This window comes from Isoalcanivorax pacificus W11-5 (assembly GCF_000299335.2).
GTDB lineage: Bacteria > Pseudomonadota > Gammaproteobacteria > Pseudomonadales > Alcanivoracaceae > Isoalcanivorax > Isoalcanivorax pacificus.
The window spans coordinates 1,687,084-1,708,811 of sequence record NZ_CP004387.1 but is presented as its reverse complement, the minus strand read 5'-3'; the positions used below and the strand labels follow the sequence as shown (position 1 = coordinate 1,708,811).

Sequence of the window (21,728 nt, the reverse complement as noted above, 5' to 3'; positions counted from 1 at the left end):
TTTTTCTCCTGCAGGGTAATACACCATGTCGAGAGTGCTCTGGCCTCTGATTCGTGGCGCGCGTGGCCTGGCCCGCGCATTGAACTGGTACGGCCCCTACCTCGGCGCCGGGGTGCGGGTGGAGTACATCAGTGAGGATTTCCGCGAGGCGCGCGTATCGATGGTGCAGCGCTGGTACAACACAAATTATGTCGGCACGCATTTCGGCGGCTCGCTGTATGCGCTGACGGACCCGTTCTACATGCTCTTGCTGATGCGTAACCTGGGGCCGGACCATATCGTCTGGGACAAGGCCGCCAGCATTGATTTCGTGCGGCCAGGGCGAGGCCGGGTTATGGCCACTTTCCGGCTCACTGACACCATGCTCGAAGAGGTACGCACGAAAACCGCCCACGGCGAAAAGTACACCCCCACCTGGCCGGTGGAGGTGATCGATGAAGAAGGCCTGCTGGTGGCGCGGGTGGAAAAAACGCTTTATATCCGCCGCAAGCGCGGCTGAGCATTACTGGCCATAGCGCTTTGCGTCGCGCAGGTATTCCAGTTCCTCCGGCGTGCTCTCCCGGCACAGGGCCTCGTTGCGGTGCGGGAAGCGTCCGAAGCGCTCGATCACTTCCGCGTGCTCGATGGCAAAATCGAGATTGTTCGCTATTTTTGTCGCCACCTCCGGCGGCGCGCTGTCACGCAGCCAGGCAAAGCATTTGACACACTTGCGTTGCAGCGACAGGTCCTCGGCGTGCATCAGCGGCATATAGAAAAACACCCGGCCAACCCACGGCAGCTTGTTGTCCATGCCCAGCGCCAGCCCTTCGTTCACCAGCGTCACCGCACGATGGTCACCGGCAAATGCACGCGCGGAACCCCGAAACATGTTGCGCGTGAACTGGTCCAGCAGAATCACCAGCGCCAGCCGTGCAAACGGATGGTGTTCCCAGTCCACCAGTTCCTGCGCCAGTGCGGCCTCGACCAGATCACCGAAACGATCGGTGATCTCCACATCCACACCGTGGTTGCTGCCGAACCAGAGCCCGTCACGCGGCGAGTCAGGCCAGCCATGTTCCAGACCATTACCGAACCAGAAATCCAGCACGTTCTGCCAGCGTGGTTTGTCATAAAACATAGTGTGTCCGCCCTGATCGCCTGAAGGGAATTTTAGTATTGGGGCCTGTTCATTCGCAGTGCCGGCGTACAACGTCCGCCAGCAGTGTCCAGGCATTCTCCAGCAGGCGCGGCTGTGCCGATGCCACAGGGTGAATGCCATCTTCCTGCATCAGCGACGGTTCACCACCCACGCCATCGAGAAAGAACGGCAGCAACGGCACCTCCTGCTCCTGTGCGACCTGGGTGAACACGGCCTCGAACATCCGGGTGTAGGCTTCGCCATAATTCGGCGGGATACGCATGCCGAACAGCAGCGGCTCGGCCCCCGCCTCGCGGCTGACCGTGATCATGCGCACCAGATTCTGTTTCATCTGCACCGGCGGCATACCGCGCAGACCATCGTTGCCGCCCAGTTCGATCACGACCACCGACGGAGTGTGCGCAGCCAGCAGCGCCGGCAGGCGTGCAGCGCCTCCGGCCGAGGTCTCGCCACTCACTGACGCGTTGTACACATTCAGGGTGGCACACTCACCCTCGAGTTTTTGTTCCAGCAGGCTGACCCAGCCTGCCGACTTGTCAATGCCATACGCGGCACTGATACTGTCGCCAACCACCAGAATGTCGGCCGACGCAATGGATGCCACGGCAGTCAGGCAACCACAGAGCAACGCGGACCCCAGACGCATGAATCAGACTCCTTCTTTACGGGACGACGCCTCGGCCCCCATCTTGATTGCCCGTCACCTTAGCAAACGGGTTCCCGGCCCGGAAGGTGAACTGACCCTGCTGGACGATATCGATATGACCGTGATGAGCGGCGAAAGTGTCGCCATCACCGGCCCCAGCGGCAGTGGCAAGTCTACCCTGCTCGGCCTGCTGGCCGGGCTGGATGTCCCTTCCGGTGGCGACGTCTTGCTCGCCGGCGGCGCCTTCAGCCAGCTTGATGAAGACGCCCGCGCGGTAAAACGCGGTGAATATTGCGCGTTCGTGTTCCAGTCATTCCATCTGGTCGCCGATCTCAATGTGCTGGAAAACGTCATGCTGCCGCTGGAGATACAGCGCCGTGGCAACGCCGCCGAAATTGCCCGTCAGTGGCTGGATCGCGTCGGCCTGGCGCACCGGCTGAAACACTTCCCCACCACACTGTCCGGCGGCGAACAACAGCGCGTGGCACTGGCGCGGGCGTTCGCAGTGCAACCGGCGCTGCTGTTCGCCGATGAACCCACCGGCAGCCTTGACCACGCCAACGGCGAACGCATCAGCAGCCTGCTGTTCGATCTCAACCGCGAGGCCGGCACCGCCCTGGTGCTGGTCACCCACGATGATGCACTGGCCGCGCGCTGCCATCGGCAACTGCGGCTTGATGACGGCCGGCTGTGAGGCACAACCATGCTGCGAACAGGTAGTCTCTGGCGCCCCTGGCGCGACGGCGCGTTCCGCGTGCTGGCCCTGGCACTGGGCATCGCCGCGCTGGCGCTGGCGTCCGTGGTGCTGTTGCGCGCAGAACTCGATCAGCGCTTCACCATTCGCTCGGCAGAAATGCTCGGCGGTGACCTGGTGCTGGTGGGCAGCGAACCGCCCGCCGCAGAGCAGCTTGCGCTGCTGTCGGCGCTTGACCAGGGCCAGGTGGCAGACTTCCCCACCGTGCTGGTCCACGGCGATGAAATGCTGCTGGTCAGTGCCCGCGCTGCGGATGCCGGCTACCCGGTATACGGTCAATTGCAGAGTGCCCCGGGTCGCTTCGACGCCACCCGGCCAGCGGCCACCGGACCGGCCGCCGGCGAAGTGTGGATGGCCGACCAGGCGCTCGACCGACTGGGCCTTACCATCGGCGACCAGGTGCAGATTGGCCGGCAGCCGCTGACCCTGACCGCCGTGATCCGTCAGGAACCGGATCAGGGCGCTGGCTTCTACAGCATGAGCCCGCGCGTACTGTTCAATCTCGCCGACCTCGACGCCACCGGCGTCCTCGGCCCCGGCACCCGTGTGCGCCACCGGCTGATGCTCGGTGGCAGCGCCAGCGATATCGCCACCGCCACCGCCGCACTGGACCCGGTGCTGCGCCCGGACCAGCGTCTGCGGACGCTGGAAGACGCCGCCGGCCGCACCCGTGGCCCGCTGCAGCAACTGACCCTGTGGGTCAGCCTGGGCGTGCTGCTAGTGAGCCTGCTGTGCGGCGCGGCCATCTATCTCGCCACCAGCCAGCGGGTGCGCAAGCGCGCACGCATGGCGGCGCTGCTGCGCAGCTTCGGCGCCCGGCGCGGTCAGGTGATGCAGCGTCTGCTCGGGGAAGAATTCATCGCGGTCCTGCCGGCGGTGGCCCTCGGCACCCTGCTCGGGCTGGGGCTGATCCACGGCCTGCGTGCACTGATGGGCTGGCAGGACCCGCTGGCTGCCACCCCCGGCGACTGGGTCGCGGTGCTGGCCGGGCCGCTGGTGCTGTGGCTGGCGTTCGCATTGCCCCGGCTGAGCACACTGGTGCGCACGCCGGCCATGCAGGTGCTCAATGATCGCATCAGCGCCCGGCCCGTCTCCGGCATTGTCGAACTGGCCGCCGCACTGGGCGCACCAGTGATCCTGGCCGCGCTGCTGACCGGTTCGCTGACCGAACTGGGCCAGTTGCTGCTTCTGCTGGTGGTGCTCGGTGCTTTGCTGCCATCACTGCTGTGGCCGCTGTTGAAAGTGCTCGACATCGGCAGCCAGCGTCTGCCGCTGGCCGGCCGGCTGGCGATTCGCCGGTTGAGCCGCCGCCCCGGCCTGACCCTGCCGCTGCTGGCTTCCCTGACCATCGCCATGGCCGTGCTGGCCCTGGCCGGCCAGACCGGCAGCCAGTTGCTCAATGACTGGCGCGAACGCCTGCCGGAACAGGCGCCGAACCACTTCGTCTTCAATCTGTTCGATGCCGACCTGCCCCGCTTCAACAGCTGGATGGCAGAACAGGCCGCCATCCCGCAGCCGCTGTATCCGGTGGTGCGTGGCCGCCTCACCGAGATCAATGGCGCGCCGGTGCGTGACGCCGTGACCAAGGAAAACGAGGACGCCCAGCGCGCGCTGAATCGCGACCTGGTACTGACCGAAGTCACCGACACGACGCTGCCGGACAGCAACCGCGTCACCGACGGCGACTGGCCGCCACCACCGGGCACCGTGTCGGTAGAACGGGAACTGGCCATGAACCTGGGCCTGCGCCGTGATGACACGGTGCATTTCGTCACCAGCCAGGGCACCGTCACGGCCACCATCAGCAGCATCCGTGACGTGGACTGGGACAGCTTCGAACCGAACTTCTATTTCATGTTCGCCACCGATGGCCTGGTCAGCCAGGACATCACCTGGCTGACCAGCTTCTGGCTGCCCCCCGGCGACGGCGCACGGCTGGCCGCGCTGCTGCGGGACGTGCCGCACCTGACCGTGATTGACGTCAACGCCCTGCTGGACCAGGCCCAGGACATCATCCGTCAGGCGAGCCGCGCCACTGCCCTGCTGGCGGTGTTGCTGATGGCTGCGGCGATGCTGGTGCTCGGCGCTGCACTGCTCGGTGCGCAAGCCCAGCGCGGGCGCGACAATGCATTGCTGCGCACTCTCGGCGGCGACAGGCATCTGATCCGCCGCGTCACCTGGCTGGAATCCCTGACGCTGGGCAGCGCCGCCGGCCTCTGCGCCACGCTGATCATGCTGGCGGCACTGTATCCGCTGGGCCAGCGGCTGTTTTCCGGCGCCCTGCCCTGGTCCGGCTGGCTGCTGCTGCCCCTGGCCCTCGGCCTGCTGGTGGCCGTCACGGGCGTCAGCCTCGGCGCGCGCTCGCAGCACCAGCCGGCCCTGGGGCTGCTGCGACAGGAATAACGGCAGCCAGAAGGCGTCGCGATGAGGGGTCCGCTCCTCTGAATAGGCACAGGATGACTTTGCACTAACGTACCTTAAAACAATAAGCTGCGTCCGCCACTCAACCGACAGGGACGACTCCATGCCGAAACGCCGCCGCTTGCCACGTCTGCGCCTTTTCCTGATGGCCGTGCTGCTGGGCACGGTCGGCGCGCTGACTTTCACCGCCTGGCCGTTTCTCACCTACCCGGCCACCACGCTGACCATCAGCCGCCCGGCGCCCCTGCCGCCCGCCACCAGCGGCCCGGCGCTGGCCGGTCTGGCCGAGTCGGACATCACGCCGCCCATCGGCATTCCCAAGTTCGGCTACTCCGCCTGGGCGCGCCCCTCGGATGGCTTCCGCACGCGCCTGAAAGCACGTGCCTTCTACCTGCACAGCCCGGGGCAGACACCGCTTGCCCTGGTGACCCTGGACCTCGGCGCCGGGTCACGCGTGCTGCATCACCGTGTGGCCGAGCTGATCGCCGCCCACACCGATGTGCCCGCACACGGCCTAAGCCTGCTGGTGACCCACACCCATTCCGGACCGGGCCAGTTCCTCGACAGCGATTTCTACAACGTCTTCGGCAGCAACCTGCCCGGCTTCGATCCGACACTGGCGGAATTTCTCAGCCGGCAGATCGCCGATGCCGTGATCCGCGCCTACCGCGAACGCCGCACCGCGCGCTTTGCTACCGGGCAGACCGAGGTCTACGGATTCACGCGCAACCGTTCTCTGGCAGCCTGGGCGCGCAATTTTCGCCTGGATGAAAACCGCCTCACCGATGACATGGCCTACCAGGCCGTGAACCCGACCATGACCATGCTGCGGGTCGACCTGGCCGGCGACGACGGCGCCTTTTACCCGGCCGGCGCGCTGACAGCATTTTCGATCCACGGCACCGCCATCCCGCCGTTTACGCATCCCTGGCACGCGGACGTCTGGCACTGGCTGGCACACGACGTGGCCGAGGCCATCGGCACCCGCTACGAGACACCGTTCACGCCGCTGCATGGCGCCTTCCAGGCCACCCACGCCGACAACAGCCCGGCCTGGGTCGAGGGCCAGCGCGGCGACCGCGAGGCACGCCGCATCGGCGGTGCACTCGCCGGCCACGCACTGCGCCTGTTTGAGCGCCTGGGCACGCAGCTGGATGATCAACTGGTCACCGGCGTCGGCAGCCGTGAACTGGACCTGCTCACGCTGGCACCGGACAGCCGCTTTGGCCTGTGCGAGCGAGCCATCGTCGGCGCCGCCACCGCCGGTGCAGCAAAGGGCGATGAAGTCTTTCCGATTTCCTGGCTGCCGTTCATTCGTCCCGGCCAGCCGAAAACGCTGTTCAACGACAACTGCCAGGGCGCCAAGCACTGGATGCTGTCGAAGCTGCAACTGTTGTTGCCGGCGGAACGTTTTCCCCACGAGGCACTGATCCAGGTAGTACGCATCAACGATCTGGTGCTGGTCAACCTGCCGTGGGAAGTCACGCTGGAAAGTGGCAACCGCATTCGCAAGGCGGTGCGTGAACAACTGCCAGCCGGCCGCTGGCGCGTGGAAATCTCCAGCCTTGCCAACGGCTTCTTCGGTTACGCCACCACCCCGGAAGAATATTCCCTGCAACGCTACGAAGGCGGCCACACATTGTACGGGCCGCACACGCTGGACATGCTCGCCAGCCAGAGCGCACAGCTGGCCAGCGACCTGTTCACGCACGGCAGCATTGATGACCTGCCGGCGCAGTGGCGCTTTACCTTGCTCAGCCGAGACTTCTGGCCGGTCACCGAGGCGCCGCTGGCAACGCGCACACTGTTGAGTGCACCCCGCTTCACCGACGCCGACGGACTGCGTGAACCCTACTGGGCGTTTCGCTTCCGTGGCGAACATCCCGCGCATCTGCCCCTGCATGAACCCCTGCTGCACGTAGAGCAGCAAGACGCCGACGGCCACTGGTCACTGCTGCAGGATGACCAGGGCAGCGCGCTGCAATTGCTGCGGCTGGACCAGGACGCGGAGCAGGCCGAATACGAGGTGCGCTGGTATAACCCGCCGCACACGCCGGCCACGCAGCCACGCCGGTTCCGCGTGCTGGGCCATGCCCCGCTCAGTTCGGCAGCGTTCTGAGGTAGAATCGACGGCAGACACCCCGTCGGGAAAGCATCAGGAGAGCACCATGCAACAGAGGATGTCAGGCCCCACCCGTATGCTGTTGAGTAGCGCCCTCGCCGGCGTTGTCTTCCTGACCGGCTGCGCGAGCACGTCGGACATTGCCACCCGTTACGGGGCCATCAGCCTGGACGGCAACACGCTGTTGCTGGCCACCCGTTCACCTGACCCTCAGGTACGCAAGCGCTGGGAAAACGCCTGCGAACCGGCATTCCGCAAACAGGGCTATGACGTCACACAGAGTTTCACGGTGCTGCCCGCCTGGTTTGCCACCGGCACTGACGAACTGGAACGCTGGGCCAGTGCCAATGGCATCCGCAACATCCTGGTGGCCGAACTGACCGGGCTGTTGCCGGCACCGCCAAACTACAACCCGCCGGAAGTGCTGTCCGGCAACAACATGCACCACGATGTGCAGATCATGGTGCCGGCGCGCGAGTACCGTGAAACCCGCGACGCGCCGCAGGCCAATCAGAATATCGAAGTCAATCTGCTCAACAATGAAGGGCACATTCTCTGGCGTGCCGACATGGTCACGCGCGAAGCGAACAATATCCCCGCCATCGCGCGCAGCCAGTGTGAAGCCCTGGCGCGCGCCCTGCGGCAGGCTGGATAAAGGCCCGGCAGCCGAGCCCCGTCAGTCGTCGATATCTTCATCGTCCGGTTCGGCGTCGTGCGCCATCACTTTCGAATCGTCATCGCAACGCAGCCTGTGCTCGAAGGTGCGGGTGACATCCACCGGCCCCAGATGCTGTAGCGTGCGGCGGCCGATCAGCAGCGGATAGAGCATGTCGTCCCGGTCCTCCAGGCTGAACTGCTCTTCATAAACCGTGTCGCCAATACAGATCTTCATCAGCACCACCGGGCGCCGCTCTGACCCGCCGGCACCGCGCACGCGCACGTTGCGGAACACTGGCTGCTCGAATTCCCGCGACACCACATCGCCTGTGGCCTCATCCTCGACCTCAACGGTAAAACGTACCCAGTCATCGCCATCCTGCTCGAACCGCTCGATATCCTCCGCGTGCATGGACGACGTCAATGCACCGGTGTCCAGCTTGGCCTTGACCTGGACGCCCCAGGGTTCGATGGAGGCGTTCTCGATCCACCCGAAGAGCGGCTTTTCGGCAGCCAGCACCGGCGTGGCGGCCAGCAGCAGCACCGCCACGGCGGCATATCGCATTCTGTTTCGCATGGTCCCGGGGCTCCTTTTACCTGTTGTTCAGCACATGGACCGCCCGAGGCGACCCGGCGTTCAGCAACCTGGGAAAGATTACTGATTTTTTTGCATCCCGTTTCGGTTTTACCTTCTGTTACTTGCCTGCCCTGATGTCACGCGCAGCATGGGGACAACGGCAGCCACGACGGCCGCCGGGCAACGGGCAGGACGCCCGCGCCATCCATGACCAGGGAGAGACAGGGAACGTCCGACACAGGAGGATTGACCATGAAGACGCTGCTTACCACTTCCGCCATTGCCCTGCTGCTGGCCAGCCCGGCCGGCTTTGCCCAGCAGACCACTACCGAACAGATGCAACAACGCACCGAGGCGATGCGCGAGCAGGCCGAACAGCATCGCGACAGCGCAGAGCAAGAACGGGAAGAGCGCATGGACGCCGCACGCAAGGAACGCGAGGCGATGCGCGAAGAAGCCGAGAAGCGACGTGAAGCAACCCGGGACAAGGCCGAAGAACAGCGCGAGGCGGCACAGGAACGTGCGGAACAACAACGCGAAGCCGCGGAGGAACGGCGCGAGGCTACCCGTGAACGCATCGAGGAACAACGTGACGCAAACCGTGAGCGTCTGGAACAGATGCGCGAGCAATAGGCCTGTGATCAGGAGGCACCGCCACCCGGGCGGCGCCTCCTGAAAACCTTACTCCGATGAATCGTCCTCGTTCCGCAGCCGCGTGTCGGTCTCATTCAGTTCGAACCACATGGCATTGAGAATGCCGAATGTGCACGCCAGGCCGACACCGAGAATCCAGCTGAAATACCACATGGTGCAACCTCCTCAGTACATGTCCTTGCTGACGTCGCGCTCGCTGACCTTGCCCCACAGCACCTTGTACACCCAGGCGGTGTATAGCAGCACGATGGGCAGCAGCAACGCAGTGGAGAACAGCATCACACCCAGCGTGTAGTGACTGGATGAGCTGTCCCAGACCGTCAGGCTGTGGCCGGGCTGTGTGCTGCTCGGCAGGATCATCGGGAACATGGCCACGCCCACGGTGGTGATGATCGCCGCCACCGACAGTTTCGAGCCGATAAAGCTCAGCGCACCACGTTGCGTCTGCAGGCCGAGCAGCGCCAGCAACGCCCCGGCAAAACCGGCCAGCGGCACCAGCCACAACAGCGGGTACTCGCGGAAATTCGCCAGCCATACACCGGCTTCCAGCACCACCTCCTTGCGCAGCGGATTGCTCGGCCCTTCCGGGTTCATGTCGGTCATGATGCGGTAGCCATCCATCTGGCTGATCCAGACACCGCCGATGGCAAACAGCACAATCACCACCAGCGCGGCAATCTTGCCATAGGCCCGTGCACGGGCAGCCGGTTCACCGTCGGCCTTGATCTGCAACCAGGTCGCGCCGTGCAGCACCAGCATCGACAACGACACCACACCGCACAACAGCGCAAACGGGTTCAGCAGGCCAAAGAACGAGCCGGTATAGAATGGCCGCAGGCTGCTGTCGAAATGAAACGGTACGCCCTGCAACACATTGCCCACCGCCACACCGAAGATCAGTGCCGGCACCACGCCGGAAAAACACAGTGCCGCATCCCAGCGCGCGCGCCAGGCTGGTTCCTCGCGCTTGGAGCGGAACTTGAAAGCCACCGGGCGAATGATCAGTGCGGAAAGGATCAGGAACATTGCCAGATAGAAACCGGAGAAACTCACCGCATACAACGCCGGCCAGGCCGCGAAGATGGCACCGCCTCCGAGAATGAACCAGACCTGGTTGCCTTCCCACACCGGGCCGACGGTATTGATCACCTGCCGGCGCTGGCCATCGGTGCGTGCCACCGCCGGCAGCAGGGCGGCCACGCCCATGTCAAAGCCATCGGTGATGGCAAACGCCACCAGCAGCACACCGAGCAGCGCCCACCAGATCAGACGCAGGGTTTCGTAGTCGAACAACATGGTATCTCCTCCCTTACGCCCGAATATTGTCGAAGGCCGGTGACGGCCTGTCCGTCACGTCTGCTTGTTCCGGCACATGCTCATCCGGTCCCAGGCGGATGTATTTGATCATCAGGCGGACCTCGATAACCGCCAGCACGGTGTACAGCACCATGAAGCCGGCCAGCGAGATCAGTATCTCGCTCAGGCCAATGGAACTGACCCCGAGGAACGTCGGCAACACCCCCTCGATGACCCAGGGCTGCCGGCCATACTCCGCCACCAGCCAGCCCAGCTCCGCTGCGATCCAGGGCAACGGCAGCGACAGGAACGCCACCCGCAGGAACCAGCGCGGCATCTGCCGGCGCAATGAACACAAGTAGAACGCCGCGCCGAACAGCAGGATAAAGTAGAAACCGAAGGCAACCATGAAGCGGAACGACCAGAACAACGCAAACACGTTCGGCAGCGAGTCCTGCACTGCGCTGGTGATCTGCTCATCGGTCGCGTCACGCGGGTCTTCCACATACCGCTTCAGCATCAGGGCATAACCAAGGTACTGCTGATTCTGCAGGAAGGCCTCGCGCGCCTGCGGGTTGTTGCCATCTTCCTTCAGGGTCTCCAGCGCATCGTACGCCACCAGCCCATCGCGAATGTGCATTTCCGAAAGCGCCACCAGCTCAAGGATGCCCGGAATTTCCTTGGTGAAACTGCGCGTGGCGATCAGGCCCATCATCCAGGGAACACGCAATTCATAATGTGTCTCCTGCGCCTCCCGGTCCGGAATGCCGAAGATCGTAAACGACGCCGGCGCTTCCTCGGTGTGCCACATGCCTTCAATCATCGCCAGCTTCATTTTCTGGTTGTCCGTGAGCGCATAACCGGATTCGTCACCCAGCACCACCACCGACAGCGCCGCCGCCAGGCCAAAAGACGCCGCCACCGTCAGCGAGCGCTTGGCCAGTGCCACATGACGCTTGCGCAGCAAATAGAAGGCACTGATCGACAACACGAACATCGCGCCGGTGACATAACCCGCCGCCACGGTGTGGACAAACTTGGCCTGCGCTACCGGATTGAAAATGACCTCCGCAAAGTTCGTCACTTCCATGCGCATAGTGTCCGTATTGAACACAGAACCCACCGGGTTCTGCATCCAGCCGTTGGCGATCAGAATCCAGAGTGCCGACAGGTTCGAACCGAGCGCCACCAGCCAGGTCACCGCAAGATGCTGCACCTTGCCCAGCTTGTCCCAGCCAAAGAAGAACAGGCCGACCAGGGTCGCTTCAAGGAAGAATGCCATCAGCCCTTCGATCGCCAGCGGTGCACCGAACACGTCGCCGACATAATGGCTGTAGTAGGCCCAGTTGGTACCGAACTGGAATTCCATCACGATACCGGTGGCGACGCCCATGGCGAAGTTGATACCGAACAGCAGGCCCCAGAACTTGGTCATGTCGCGCCAGATGGTGCGACCGGTCATCACATAGACACTCTCCATGATCGCAATCATGAAAGAGAGGCCCAGCGTGAGGGGAACGAACAGGAAATGGTACATCGCTGTCAGGGCAAACTGCAGCCGAGACAACTCAACCAGAGTGGCGTCGATCATCAGCGTTTCTCCCACTGATCATGCACTGGCGTATTGCCCTGCAGGCTGTCGGCACAGCCTTTGCCGCCACGACGTCCGTAGAACGCGCGGCCGGATTGATACCCGAGGGGCCAATCCGTTGCCTTCACGGTTTCGGGGGATGTGAAAGTCGTCTGCGCCGGCGATCTCCCTTGCCGGCATCAGAACGGCCCTGCATCACACACACCGTTCAAAACCATGAACTGAAAAAATCCCGACGGACTCTTTCAACACCCTGCCTGGCGTCACAGTAGACCACAGATGAAAGCCTCGGCAATCAGGTCTACCATTGATCCCCGTCATCGACGGGACATTCCGGACGAAGCATAGCACCGCCCCATACGGCTTTCACTTCAACTTTCAGGCGAGTTCATAGAAATCATCATGCCTCCTGATACAGATCAGTTTCACGCCGCGCGCGCCCGGAACGACGGCGCCCCTCTGCGCTGGCTCGCCGGGCAGTCGCGACACGCCCGTCTGCTGCTTCGCACGCTGTACCTCACCGCGCTGCTGGACACAGCATTTGCCGTATCCCAGGCCGCTCTCCTCGCCTGGCTGGCTGCGCAACTGATCAGCGGCGGCACATCGCTGTGGCTGGCCGCGCTGCTGTTGCTGCTCGTGCTCACGGTGCGCACGCTGAACAGCGCCCTGCGCGCACGTCAGGGTGCCGGTGCCGCCGCCGAGATCAGCCGCGCGGTGCGCGATGACGTGGTCGCCGCCCTGCTGCGTGGCCGTGGTGCAGCCCTGACGCCTGGCGAAGCCAGCACAGCGCTGCTGGAACAAAGCGATGCCATTGGCCGTTATCACGCCGGCTTCGCGACACAGCGGCGCATCGCCTCCATGGCAACGCTGCTGTTTCTGGCCGCGGCCTTCAGCACCGACTGGATCGTCGGCCTGATACTGCTGCTTACCGCGCCGCTGATTCCGCTGTTCATGATCCTGGTTGGTACCGGCGCACAACGCGCCGCCGACCGGCAACTGGACAGCCTGCGCTTTCTCGGTGGCTACTTTCTCGACCGCCTGCGCGGTGTACTGACATTGCGCGCCTTCGCCCGTGAACAGGCAGAGCAACACGCCGTGCAGGTGGCCACCGATGATTTTCGCCGCCGCACCATGAAGGTCCTGCGCATCGCGTTCCTGACCTCGGCAGTACTGGAATTATTTGCCGCACTGGCGGTGGCGCTGGTTGCCTTGTACGTCGGGTTGCACCTGCTGAACCTGGTTGCCATCGGCCCCGGCCCGACACTGGACTTCGGCACCGGGCTGTTTCTGCTGCTGCTCGCGCCGGAGTTCTATCAACCCCTGCGGCAACTTGCCGCGGGTTATCACGAACGCGCTGCGGCCCGTGCTGCCGCCGAGGTGCTCGCACCCTTGCTGGCCACACAGACAATGCCACCGGATACCGCCACCCTGCCCACACGCCGTGCACCATCGCTGACGCTGGCCAGCGTGAATTTTCGCTACCCCGACAACGATCAGCCACTGCTGGAAAATGCCTCACTACACCTGCCGGCCGGCGGCTGTCTGGTCATTCGCGGGGACAGCGGCACCGGCAAAAGCACACTGCTGAAACTGATCGCCGGCCTGCTGACACCCGACCACGGCCAGGTGCAGCACAACGGCCGCGCTGTCGCGCCCTTGTCGCACAGCACCGGCGCCCTGGCGTGGGCCGGCCAGCATCCCTGGTTCATACACGGCACCCTGGCCGACAATCTGAGACTGGTCGCCCCTGCCGCCGATGACGACACTCTACATGCCGTGCTCGCGCAATGTGGACTGGACAATTTGTCCAGTGGGCTGTCGACACCACTGGACGAAAATGGCGGCGGGCTGTCCGGCGGCCAGGGACGCCGGCTCGGGCTCGCGCGCGCACTGCTCAGTGACGCGCCGTTGCTGTTACTTGATGAACCCACCGCCGAACTGGACCCGGCCACGGAAGCGCGCGTACTGGACGCACTGCGGGCACAGATCGGCCACCGCACAGTGGTCATCGCAACGCATTCAGTCGCCTGTGCCGCACTGGCCGATCACAGCCTGTGGCTGAGCCAGGAGGCCGATGGCCAGATCAGCCTGGAGGTGGCCCATGTCTGAACACAACGACACCGCCGTGGCGTGGTTGCGCACGCATTTCCACAATGACCGGCACCGGCTGCGCAATGCCTGGCTGCTGGCGCTGGCCACCGCGCTGACCGGCATGGGCCTGCTGGGACTCTCCGGCTGGTTCATCAGTGCCGCCGCACTGGCCGGGCTGGCCGCCGCCGGCCCGGCCGTCGCCTTCAACCTGCTCGCGCCGAGCGCCGGCATTCGCGCGTTGGCCATGGGACGCACGGTGTCGCGGTATTTCGAACGGCTGGTGAGCCACGACGCCACATTCCAGGTCATGCAGCGCCTGCGCACACAGCTGTTCAACGCTATCCTGCCGCGCATTCCCGGCCCGCTGTCCTACCTCAGCAGCGGTCATCTGCTGGAACGGCTGCTCGGCGATGTCGAACGGCTCGAACAGGCCTGGCTCGGGCAGTGGCAACCAGGCCTGGTCGCCGCCGCCACCGCGCTGGTGATGCTCGCACTGGGGTGGCTGTTCGCCGGCCCGCTTGCCGCGCTGGTCATGCTGACGCTGTTCGCGCTGATCACCGCGCTGCTGATAACACTCTCGCGCCGCGCCGCCGCGCCGCTGCAGGCACGCATGGATATCCGCGACCAGATGCGCAGCCAGCTGGTGCAGACGCTCCAGGGGCTGCCTGATGTGCTGGCCTACGGCCTGCGTCCACGACTGCTGCACGACTGGCAAGGCCGGCTGGGCACGCTGGCCGGCCTGGAGCATCGTCTGGCGTTGCAGCAGGCCATCACCCAGGCCCTCACCCAGAGCCTGATGCAATGGCTCGCGGTGGGCGTGCTGCTGGTACTGCTGGTGCCGGTACAACAGGGCGTGGTCAGCGCCCCGCTGGCACTGGCGCTGATGCTGCTCGTGCTGGCGGCCGCTGAAGTGACGCTGCCGCTGGCGCAGGCCTTCCAGCGCTGGCCAGATACCCGCAGCACCATCAGCCGCCTGCGTACCCTGACGGACACCCCCCTGCCGGATCAGGCCGCCACCGGCACCCGTGAACCCAGCCCCGACGGCACACTGCTGGTCGACAACCTGCGCTTTGCCTGGCCCGATGCCCCGGCGCTGTTCGACGGGCTGACGTTCAGCGTCCGCGCCGGCACACCGCTCGCCGTCATCGGTGCCAGTGGCAGTGGCAAATCCACCCTGTTGCACTGCCTGATGGGCCTGCAACGGGCGGACGCCGGCACCATCCGGTTCGGCGGCGTCGTGCAAAAAGACGCCGCGCCCGAGGCCTGGCGCAGCGGCTTTGCCTTGCTGCTGCAACAGCAGCAGCTTTTTACCGGCAGCCTGCGCGACAACCTGCGCCTGGCCCGCCCGGACGCCGACGACGCACTGCTCTGGCATACCCTCGAACGGGCCAGCCTGGCCGACGTGATACGTCGCCGGGGCGGCCTCGACCTGTGGATCGGTCCGCAAGGCCTGCATCTCTCCGGTGGCCAGGGCCGGCGCCTGTCGCTGGCCCGCGTATTGCTGCGCGACAGCCCGGTGGTACTGCTCGACGAACCGTTCACCGGCCTGGAAGCCCGCACCGCTGACAGCCTGTTCGACACCCTGCAACAGACCCTGCGCGAGCGCGTGCTGATCATGGCCACCCACGACCCGCGCCACGCCGAACGGTTGCCACAACAGCTCATCCTTGGCAATACAGGCCCGGTTGCCTATTGAAGCCCCAGCCGTGGCCGACTAAACTTGCCGACCTTGCCCGGTGCCCACCGGGTGAGGCGCAAGCGTCGATCCACATCGAACGGTTGCCATGTGCCGCAATAGCTCAGTTGGTAGAGCAACTGATTCGTAATCAGTAGGTCGGAGGTTCGATTCCTCTTTGCGGCACCATTTCGTTGTTCATCCCCCTGCGCACCAACACCACGAAAAAAGGGACCGAAGCCCCTTTTCCCGCTGGTGCCTGCTCGCCGTTACGGCGAGCCGACACACACCTCGTGCACACGATAGGTCTTGTTGGCATTCAGCAGGCCCACGTATTCCAGCCGTACCGAATCAAACGCGACCGCCGGGACCTCTGCCGCCAGGAAGCGCTGGCCGCTGTCAGAGCCGATGCCAAGCAACTCCAGGTCGAGTACGCCACCGTCCACGGCGGCAGTGCCCACTTCGGCACCATTGTCATAGAAATGCACCGACACAAAGTTGCCCAGCAGGCTCAGATTAAGCAGTTGCGAGTTGGGATCGGAGATCACAAAGCCGGCGGTAGTCACACCGGCAATGTCGTTGGCAGTGTCCACGGCGTCCGCGCTGACAAAGGCGCCGCCCACCAGCAGGGCTGCACCAATATTCATCTGCGCAAAGGTCGAGGAAGTACCGTCGAGCATCAAGGCCGGATCATCCACATTGCAGCCCAGGCACAGGCCCAGTGAACCGGCGGACGCAGTGAAGTCGGTGTTGCCCAGCGGCTGATAGGTGTTGCCAACGGCGCAGTTGAAGCCATCATCATCGCAGACATCGCCCTTGCCATCGCCGTCGGCGTCTTCCTGGCCGGCGTTGGCGATCAGCGGGCAGTTGTCCGTGTCGTCGGGAATGCCGTCGCCATCGGTATCGGTGTCACCATTATCACAGGCATCACCAATGCCATCGCCGTCGGCATCTTCCTGGCCGGGGTTCGGGATCAGCGGACAGTTATCCGTATCATCGGGAATCCCGTCTCCGTCCGAGTCATTCTCACAGGCATCACCGACCCCATCACCATCGGCGTCTTCCTGACCGGGATTCGGCACCAGCGGGCAGTTGTCAGTAGCATCTGGAATACCGTCACCGTCGGTGTCCAGCGGGACTTCGCAGGCATCGCCGACGCCATCGCCATCAGCGTCTTCCTGGCCGGGGTTCGGCACCAGCGGGCAGTTGTCGGTGTCGTCGGGAACGCCGTCACCGTCGGTATCCACTGGCGGGGTGCTGCTGTCACAGACGTCACCAATGCCGTCGCCATCCGCATCAGCCTGGTCTGCGTTGGCAATCAGCGGGCAGTTGTCGCTGGGGTTGCTGATACCGTCGCCGTCGCGGTCGTTGTCGCACACGTCACCGATGCCGTCGGTGTCGAGGTCAGCCTGGTCAGTGTTCGGCAACAACAGGCAGTTGTCATCGTCGTCAGCGATGGTGTCGCCGTCGCGGTCGCCGTCACAGGCATCGCCCACGCCGTCGTTGTCGGTATCCAGCTGGGTGACATTCGGGGTGAAGCGGCAGTTGTCGTTGTTGTTCGGTACGCCGTCACCGTCACCGTCGGGATCGCACACATCGCCGATACCGTCGTTGTCGACATCGCCCTGCTCCGGATTAAAATTGTCCGGGCAGTTGTCGATGCCGTCGTCCACGCCATCACGGTCGCGGTCATTATCGGCATCGCAGGCGTCGCCAATACCGTCACCATCGGTGTCGGTCTGGTTCGGGTTCGCCACCAACGGGCAGTTGTCAGTGATGTCCGGGCGGCCGTCACCGTCGCGATCACTGTCGCAGACATCGCCGATGCCATCGCCGTCCATGTCTTCCTGCATGGCATTGGCCATGGAGGGACAGTTATCGTCCACATCCTCGATGCCATCGCCATCCTGGTCATCGGTCCGCTGTACCGGCGGCGTGCCGCCACCATCCCCATCGGCCTTGCAGCCAGCCAGCCCGGCGCCCAGGAGGGCTGCCAGCCATAGCACGCAGAATGTTTTCAACAGGCTTCCCATGTCATTGACTCCTTGACTCGCCGCTGACCCGGAATTCCACACGCCGGTTCATGGCGCGGCCGGAGGCGGTATCGTTGCTGGCAATCGGTTGCTGTTCGCCGTAGCCGGTGGCGCGCAGGCGACCGGCATCAACGCCCTGGCTGGTCAGGTAATTGCGCACAGAATCCGCACGGCGCTGCGACAATTGCTGGTTGTAGGCATCAGAGCCGGTGCTGTCGGTATGGCCGGCGATCTCCATGGTCACTTCCGGCTGTTCCTGCAGCGAACGCACGGTCTGGTCCAGTGACGGCCGTGAACTGGGGGTGATCTGGTCGGAGTTCAGCTCGAAGTTGATCGTGTTCAGAACGATGGTCTGGTTCATGATCATGCAGCCATCGGCATCGACCCGCGCACCGCTGATCGTGTTCGGGCAACGGTCACGGTCATCCGGTACGCCGTCACCATCCGTGTCCACCACAGGCCGTTCCACCACGCGTTCCACTTCGCGGGTTTCCACCACCACGCGTTCCACCACCTGGCGATAGCCAAGGGGGATCTCGAACCCCAGCGAGAACCGCCAGTCACTGAAACCGCCCTGATCCTCGGACGCCGTGCCCCGAATGCCGTCGAAATTGTCGTAGAGATAACGGGCTTCCATGCGCAGCTTCAGGCCGTTGTCGAACAGCGGCCCGGTGACAGCGCCCAGCCCCACATTGGCGTGGAATTCATAGCTGTCGTCGGCGTCGGGAATCACATCGTTGTAGACCACACCGATGGCGGCCAGGACAAACGGCGTAAAGCCGGTGCGGTCGCCAAAAGCATAGGCCAGGCCAGTGGACACCGTACCCTGGTAGAAATCCGGCTGATCCTTGATACCGCGTTCGAGAATGTAACCGCCGCCCTCAGTCTCCCACCACCAGTGGTCAGACAGTTGCCGCCCGTAGATCAGGCTGGCACCGGCCCCGTAGTTGTCCAGTTCACGGTCTTTATCGAGTCTCAGATAGCTGGCCATGGGGCTGAGGTACTGGCGGGTGGTTGTATCCTCGGTGTACTCCCCATCCTGCGCGTACACCTGCCCCGCGGTGGCACAGGCCACTATGGCCAGCGCCCCTCCGGTCAATCTGTTCATGCTGCGCTCCCTGCCGGAAAGTCAAATAACGTGGGAGCAATACTTTGCAAAGACGGGCTGAAAGAAAAGGCGCGTTCCAGTGTGGGGCCGTTGCAGTATTGTGTTCGCGGAGCGGGACTGTGATGGGTTTGTACGGGTTTCGTTTCACAGCGTGAGGGAAAGCCGGCGGCGGGCCGTCCTGATGTTCAGGTTTGGGGCCGCGATGTTGGCGCATCCGCCTGTTAGCCGGCGTGACCACCGGCTGTCATATGCCTTGCCCGGCACCCACAATGCGCATAATCTATGCGCATGAATCGTATGGAGCCACAGCCATGAATCCCACCTACAACACCCAAGCCCCCAAAAAGCCTACAAATGTCAGCATAAACAGCGACTTACTTGAAAAAGCCAGGGCATTTAATATCAACCTGTCCGCAACACTGGAGCATGCATTGACGGAGCAATTACGGACCGAACAACGCGCTCAATGGTTGCGGGAAAACGCCGATGCCATTCAGGCCTATAACCAGTTTGTCGAAGCCAACGGCACCTTTAGCGACAGCGTAAGGCGTTTCTGATGGGACAGTTCTGTGCATACAAGAACCCCAACCCGGGCACTCGCAAGCAGTATCCCTACTTGCTGGATATTCAAAGCGATTTATTGAGCGCGCTGCGAACGACTGTCGTTATTCCGCTCGCCCCCACCAGAATGGCTGCCCCGATGAGTTTATCGAGGTTGAATCCAACGTTCGATATCGATGGTGAAGGTTACACAGCCATCACGCAGGATATGGCAGGCATTGATCGCAACCAGCTCGGCGCGCAGGTTTTTGATCTGTCAGCTTATCGTTCCGACATTGTAGCGGCGGTTGATTTTGTGCTGGCTGGAATATAGCGCTGCGACGCCATTCGCCAAAGCAGCAGACCATACCCTGCGGGAGCCATATCTCACATCTGCACTTTAAATTGGTGCATACCGCACACTTCGCCGCACCCCGCTCTTCCCGGCCCAGTTGATGACATAAACCACCCCACTACCAGGCGTCAGACGGCGAACAAAAAAACAAACCCGTTACAGGTTCTGAGACAAATCGTCATTCAGAGTATCTTTATCCAGGTTACCCAGATGATGATAAATTTCCACGCCACGCCTGAACAGCTTCATATCCGGAATAGAGTGAACCTTGTATTTCTCCGCGGTCTTCTTTTGGTCATCCACATTAAGACTTGCCACCCTGATCTCACCAGATCGCTCCTTTGCAATAATCTCTAATGTGCTTTGCAGTTGCCTGCATGGCCCACACCACTCCCCCCAGAAAAACACCAACACTGGGAAATCATCGTTTACCGCTTTTTGAAAATTGAGGTCATTCAGTGGCGTAATCTGCCCACGCTCCTCCCAATGCAACTCCATGAGCCTCTTTTCCAATTCAGACTCTCGATAATATATCTCAGAATAATCTCCACCATACTCCGGATCCTGGCCACTCGGATTCTCTTCCTTTGAAAATCCAAATCGCTCCATTCCCTCTGTGAAAAGACCGTATTCCACAGAATGCCACAGCCGAACCACACGATATATACGACCAAGCTCGTTTCGGACGCCAAACGTATAGATGTCTGTCATAAAAGGGCCGTTATCCGAACCGACATCAACCGCCTGCCTCGCCACTCCATCATCATCCTTTCGGACACTCTCGCCCTTGATCAAATAGGTTTGCAATCTCACCTCCCGCTGCGCACTTTGCATTACCCTTTTCTTAGAATCCTGACAACCAAATCAAAATACCTATTTAGCGCCATATTATCAGAGCGTTTTCCCTGCATTTTTGTAGCGCTTCGTCAAACATGACAAACAAAAAACGGCGTCCACTGGACGCCGTTTTCATGTTTCTCTATTTCAGGATACAAAAACTTACCAATCCAGCTCCCGCCGATCACTGCACTCGGCCCGGCTAGCATCATGACGGCAACGAATGTTCCGCAGCAGGGACATCATGTCCTTGCTGAACAACCCTTCTTCCGTCATCGCCACACGTGCATCACGCATCATTTCGTCATAACGCTGACGGTCCGGATCGGAAATACGGATCCACCACTTGTCTTCGATGTCAGCATCGGCGCCGCTGACCAGGCGCATGGCGCGGTCAAACAGGTTCTCGAACACATAGTTGCGGGACCAGTTGGCGAATTCCTCGTCAAAACGGCTGTGGCGCGCGATGATCTGGAAGCTCAGCTGACCCAGTACGTAGTCCACGATGCCGCCATTCGGCTCCATGCCCTTGTACAGCTCCAGGCCCTTGTAGGCGAACGCCGGGGCAAAGCAGATATCCACACTGTGGTTGTTGAAGCGGCCGGCGAAGTTGGTGATGTCGGACATCACCGGGGTCATGCCGACGCTGGCGGCCATCTTGCCCTGGGTCACGTCATACTCCAGCACGGCGATGGATTTGCCGGCCAGCGCGCTGACGTTGTTGATCGCCTTGTCTTTCACGAACAGGTACGCCGCACCCATCGGCAGCACACCGAACACCTCATAGGTATTGGTGCGCATATGTTCCACGATGCGCGGGTTGTTGCTGGAAAGCACCTGGATCACGGTCTTCATGATGTCGTAGTTCGGGATCGAACCGATCGAATCCATGCTGCCCGTGTAGGTGTTGAACTGACGACCGCGCACACCGGTGATACCGGCCGCGTCGCACTGGCCTGCCTTGAGGTCCTCGGCGGCAATGCCTTCGTCGGTGTACACGCGCAGGTTGATGTCGTAGCCCTGGGTGCGGGCGGCGGCAGCGTAGTCACGCATGATGTTGTAGGTGTCACCCGAGGTGCCGAGGATATCGAACACACACAGCGTACGCTGGGTGACCGCATGGGATGACATGGATAATGGCAGCAGCGCAGCTGCGGCAAAAGCAGTGATTACCTTGCTGAAACGCATGGTTCCCTCCGGATCGTATTCGCAGAATTCGGTGCGGGGCGACGG

Annotated in this window: 20 protein-coding genes and 1 tRNA gene; 11 read left to right on the top strand and 10 right to left on the bottom strand. The window is 62.8% G+C overall.

The features are described 5' to 3' along the window. Nucleotides 1–25: 25 nt before the first annotated feature. A complete protein-coding gene (locus tag S7S_RS07690) occupies nt 26–499 on the top strand; it encodes a DUF4442 domain-containing protein (RefSeq protein ID WP_035204114.1) in 474 nt (157 codons plus the stop codon). A 3-nt stretch (nt 500–502) separates the two neighbouring features. On the opposite strand, the gene S7S_RS07685 is transcribed toward S7S_RS07690, so the two are convergent. Next, the gene (locus tag S7S_RS07685) at nt 503–1,117 is read right to left on the bottom strand and encodes a DUF924 family protein (RefSeq protein WP_008735705.1); all 615 of its coding nucleotides are present in this window, start codon (nt 1,115–1,117) and stop codon (nt 503–505) included. 49 nt (nt 1,118–1,166) lie between these two features. Beyond that, a complete protein-coding gene (locus S7S_RS07680; RefSeq protein WP_008735703.1) occupies nt 1,167–1,784 on the bottom strand; it encodes an arylesterase in 618 nt (205 codons plus the stop codon). Between S7S_RS07680 and S7S_RS07675 the strand changes: the two genes are divergently transcribed. From S7S_RS07675 to S7S_RS07660, 4 genes are all read left to right on the top strand, one after another. Further along, on the top strand, nt 1,783–2,478 hold the full coding sequence (locus S7S_RS07675; RefSeq protein WP_052269224.1) for an ABC transporter ATP-binding protein: 696 nt from the start codon (nt 1,783–1,785) through the stop codon (nt 2,476–2,478). The two genes, S7S_RS07680 and S7S_RS07675, sit on opposite strands and share 2 nt — an antisense overlap. A gap of 9 nt (nt 2,479–2,487) precedes the next feature. Further along, on the top strand, nt 2,488–4,941 hold the full coding sequence (locus tag S7S_RS07670) for an ABC transporter permease (RefSeq protein WP_035204111.1): 2,454 nt from the start codon (nt 2,488–2,490) through the stop codon (nt 4,939–4,941). A 121-nt stretch (nt 4,942–5,062) separates the two neighbouring features. Next, nucleotides 5,063–7,078, top strand: a complete 2,016-nt coding sequence (locus tag S7S_RS07665; RefSeq protein WP_008735697.1) for a neutral/alkaline non-lysosomal ceramidase N-terminal domain-containing protein — start codon at nt 5,063–5,065, stop codon at nt 7,076–7,078. Nucleotides 7,079–7,127: 49 nt separating this feature from the next. After that, on the top strand, nt 7,128–7,736 hold the full coding sequence (locus S7S_RS07660) for a hypothetical protein (RefSeq protein ID WP_144401617.1): 609 nt from the start codon (nt 7,128–7,130) through the stop codon (nt 7,734–7,736). A gap of 21 nt (nt 7,737–7,757) precedes the next feature. Here S7S_RS07660 and rloA3 read toward each other — a convergent pair whose 3' ends face one another. Continuing rightward, nucleotides 7,758–8,315, bottom strand: coding sequence for a retropepsin-like aspartic peptidase RloA3 (rloA3, locus tag S7S_RS07655; RefSeq protein ID WP_008735694.1), 558 nt, complete (start codon nt 8,313–8,315; stop codon nt 7,758–7,760). Between the two features lie 252 nt (nt 8,316–8,567). Between rloA3 and S7S_RS18835 the strand changes: the two genes are divergently transcribed. Beyond that, nucleotides 8,568–8,948, top strand: coding sequence for a hypothetical protein (locus S7S_RS18835; protein ID WP_008735692.1), 381 nt, complete (start codon nt 8,568–8,570; stop codon nt 8,946–8,948). Between the two features lie 48 nt (nt 8,949–8,996). Here the strand turns inward: S7S_RS18835 and cydX are convergent, their stop codons facing one another. Genes cydX through S7S_RS07635 form a run of 3 tightly spaced genes read right to left on the bottom strand, consistent with a single transcriptional unit; the run spans nt 8,997 to nt 11,856 of the window. Next, the gene (cydX, locus tag S7S_RS19240; protein WP_008735690.1) at nt 8,997–9,122 is read right to left on the bottom strand and encodes a cytochrome bd-I oxidase subunit CydX; all 126 of its coding nucleotides are present in this window, start codon (nt 9,120–9,122) and stop codon (nt 8,997–8,999) included. A gap of 12 nt (nt 9,123–9,134) precedes the next feature. Further along, the gene (cydB, locus tag S7S_RS07640) at nt 9,135–10,265 is read right to left on the bottom strand and encodes a cytochrome d ubiquinol oxidase subunit II (protein ID WP_008735688.1); all 1,131 of its coding nucleotides are present in this window, start codon (nt 10,263–10,265) and stop codon (nt 9,135–9,137) included. A gap of 13 nt (nt 10,266–10,278) precedes the next feature. Beyond that, on the bottom strand, nt 10,279–11,856 hold the full coding sequence (locus S7S_RS07635) for a cytochrome ubiquinol oxidase subunit I (protein ID WP_008735687.1): 1,578 nt from the start codon (nt 11,854–11,856) through the stop codon (nt 10,279–10,281). Between the two features lie 402 nt (nt 11,857–12,258). Between S7S_RS07635 and cydD the strand changes: the two genes are divergently transcribed. The 3 genes from cydD (at nt 12,259) to S7S_RS07620 (ending at nt 15,811) form a co-directional block, all read left to right on the top strand. Further along, complete coding sequence (cydD, locus tag S7S_RS07630) at nt 12,259–13,965, top strand: thiol reductant ABC exporter subunit CydD (protein WP_008735685.1); 1,707 nt, start codon at nt 12,259–12,261, stop codon at nt 13,963–13,965. After that, nucleotides 13,958–15,643 carry a thiol reductant ABC exporter subunit CydC gene (gene cydC / locus S7S_RS07625; protein WP_008735683.1) on the top strand — a complete coding sequence of 562 codons (1,686 nt, stop codon included), beginning with the start codon at nt 13,958–13,960 and terminating at the stop codon, nt 15,641–15,643. Before cydD ends, cydC begins: the two co-directional genes overlap by 8 nt. 92 nt (nt 15,644–15,735) lie before the next feature. Next, a tRNA-Thr gene (locus tag S7S_RS07620) sits at nt 15,736–15,811 on the top strand. Between the two features lie 80 nt (nt 15,812–15,891). Here the strand turns inward: S7S_RS07620 and S7S_RS07615 are convergent. Together S7S_RS07615 and S7S_RS07610 are read right to left on the bottom strand one after the other, a co-directional pair. Further along, entirely contained in the window at nt 15,892–17,655 is a 1,764-nt protein-coding gene (locus S7S_RS07615) for a thrombospondin type 3 repeat-containing protein (protein WP_008735681.1), read from the bottom strand. 1 nt (nt 17,656) lies between these two features. Further along, nucleotides 17,657–18,763: an OmpA family protein gene (locus tag S7S_RS07610; protein WP_008735680.1), complete on the bottom strand. Its 1,107-nt coding sequence runs from the start codon at nt 18,761–18,763 to the stop codon at nt 17,657–17,659. A 311-nt stretch (nt 18,764–19,074) separates the two neighbouring features. Between S7S_RS07610 and S7S_RS07605 the strand changes: the two genes are divergently transcribed. Then, nucleotides 19,075–19,320, top strand: a complete 246-nt coding sequence (locus S7S_RS07605; RefSeq protein ID WP_008735678.1) for a type II toxin-antitoxin system CcdA family antitoxin — start codon at nt 19,075–19,077, stop codon at nt 19,318–19,320. Continuing rightward, nucleotides 19,320–19,637, top strand: a complete 318-nt coding sequence (locus S7S_RS07600) for a CcdB family protein (protein ID WP_008735675.1) — start codon at nt 19,320–19,322, stop codon at nt 19,635–19,637. The genes S7S_RS07605 and S7S_RS07600 overlap by 1 nt, the downstream gene beginning before the upstream one ends. A 177-nt stretch (nt 19,638–19,814) precedes the next feature. On the opposite strand, the gene S7S_RS18830 is transcribed toward S7S_RS07600, so the two are convergent. Beyond that, on the bottom strand, nt 19,815–20,492 hold the full coding sequence (locus S7S_RS18830; protein ID WP_008735673.1) for a thioredoxin family protein: 678 nt from the start codon (nt 20,490–20,492) through the stop codon (nt 19,815–19,817). A 165-nt stretch (nt 20,493–20,657) separates the two neighbouring features. Beyond that, nucleotides 20,658–21,683 (bottom strand): putative solute-binding protein, encoded by a 1,026-nt coding sequence (locus S7S_RS07590; protein WP_008735671.1) that lies wholly within the window; start codon nt 21,681–21,683, stop codon nt 20,658–20,660. Nucleotides 21,684–21,728: the final 45 nt, after the last annotated feature.

Coding starts and splice junctions, on each gene's coding strand:
- S7S_RS07690 (WP_035204114.1), top strand. CDS start 26: ATGTCGAGAGTGCTCTGGCCTCTGATTCGTGGCGCGCGTGGCCTGGCC.
- S7S_RS07685 (WP_008735705.1), bottom strand. CDS start 1,117: ATGTTTTATGACAAACCACGCTGGCAGAACGTGCTGGATTTCTGGTTC.
- S7S_RS07675 (WP_052269224.1), top strand. CDS start 1,783: ATGAATCAGACTCCTTCTTTACGGGACGACGCCTCGGCCCCCATCTTG.
- S7S_RS07680 (WP_008735703.1), bottom strand. CDS start 1,784: ATGCGTCTGGGGTCCGCGTTGCTCTGTGGTTGCCTGACTGCCGTGGCA.
- S7S_RS07670 (WP_035204111.1), top strand. CDS start 2,488: ATGCTGCGAACAGGTAGTCTCTGGCGCCCCTGGCGCGACGGCGCGTTC.
- S7S_RS07665 (WP_008735697.1), top strand. CDS start 5,063: ATGCCGAAACGCCGCCGCTTGCCACGTCTGCGCCTTTTCCTGATGGCC.
- S7S_RS07660 (WP_144401617.1), top strand. CDS start 7,128: ATGCAACAGAGGATGTCAGGCCCCACCCGTATGCTGTTGAGTAGCGCC.
- rloA3 (WP_008735694.1), bottom strand. CDS start 8,315: ATGCGAAACAGAATGCGATATGCCGCCGTGGCGGTGCTGCTGCTGGCC.
- S7S_RS18835 (WP_008735692.1), top strand. CDS start 8,568: ATGAAGACGCTGCTTACCACTTCCGCCATTGCCCTGCTGCTGGCCAGC.
- cydX (WP_008735690.1), bottom strand. CDS start 9,122: ATGTGGTATTTCAGCTGGATTCTCGGTGTCGGCCTGGCGTGCACATTC.
- cydB (WP_008735688.1), bottom strand. CDS start 10,265: ATGTTGTTCGACTACGAAACCCTGCGTCTGATCTGGTGGGCGCTGCTC.
- S7S_RS07635 (WP_008735687.1), bottom strand. CDS start 11,856: ATGATCGACGCCACTCTGGTTGAGTTGTCTCGGCTGCAGTTTGCCCTG.
- cydD (WP_008735685.1), top strand. CDS start 12,259: ATGCCTCCTGATACAGATCAGTTTCACGCCGCGCGCGCCCGGAACGAC.
- cydC (WP_008735683.1), top strand. CDS start 13,958: ATGTCTGAACACAACGACACCGCCGTGGCGTGGTTGCGCACGCATTTC.
- S7S_RS07615 (WP_008735681.1), bottom strand. CDS start 17,655: ATGGGAAGCCTGTTGAAAACATTCTGCGTGCTATGGCTGGCAGCCCTC.
- S7S_RS07610 (WP_008735680.1), bottom strand. CDS start 18,763: ATGAACAGATTGACCGGAGGGGCGCTGGCCATAGTGGCCTGTGCCACC.
- S7S_RS07605 (WP_008735678.1), top strand. CDS start 19,075: ATGAATCCCACCTACAACACCCAAGCCCCCAAAAAGCCTACAAATGTC.
- S7S_RS07600 (WP_008735675.1), top strand. CDS start 19,320: ATGGGACAGTTCTGTGCATACAAGAACCCCAACCCGGGCACTCGCAAG.
- S7S_RS18830 (WP_008735673.1), bottom strand. CDS start 20,492: ATGCAAAGTGCGCAGCGGGAGGTGAGATTGCAAACCTATTTGATCAAG.
- S7S_RS07590 (WP_008735671.1), bottom strand. CDS start 21,683: ATGCGTTTCAGCAAGGTAATCACTGCTTTTGCCGCAGCTGCGCTGCTG.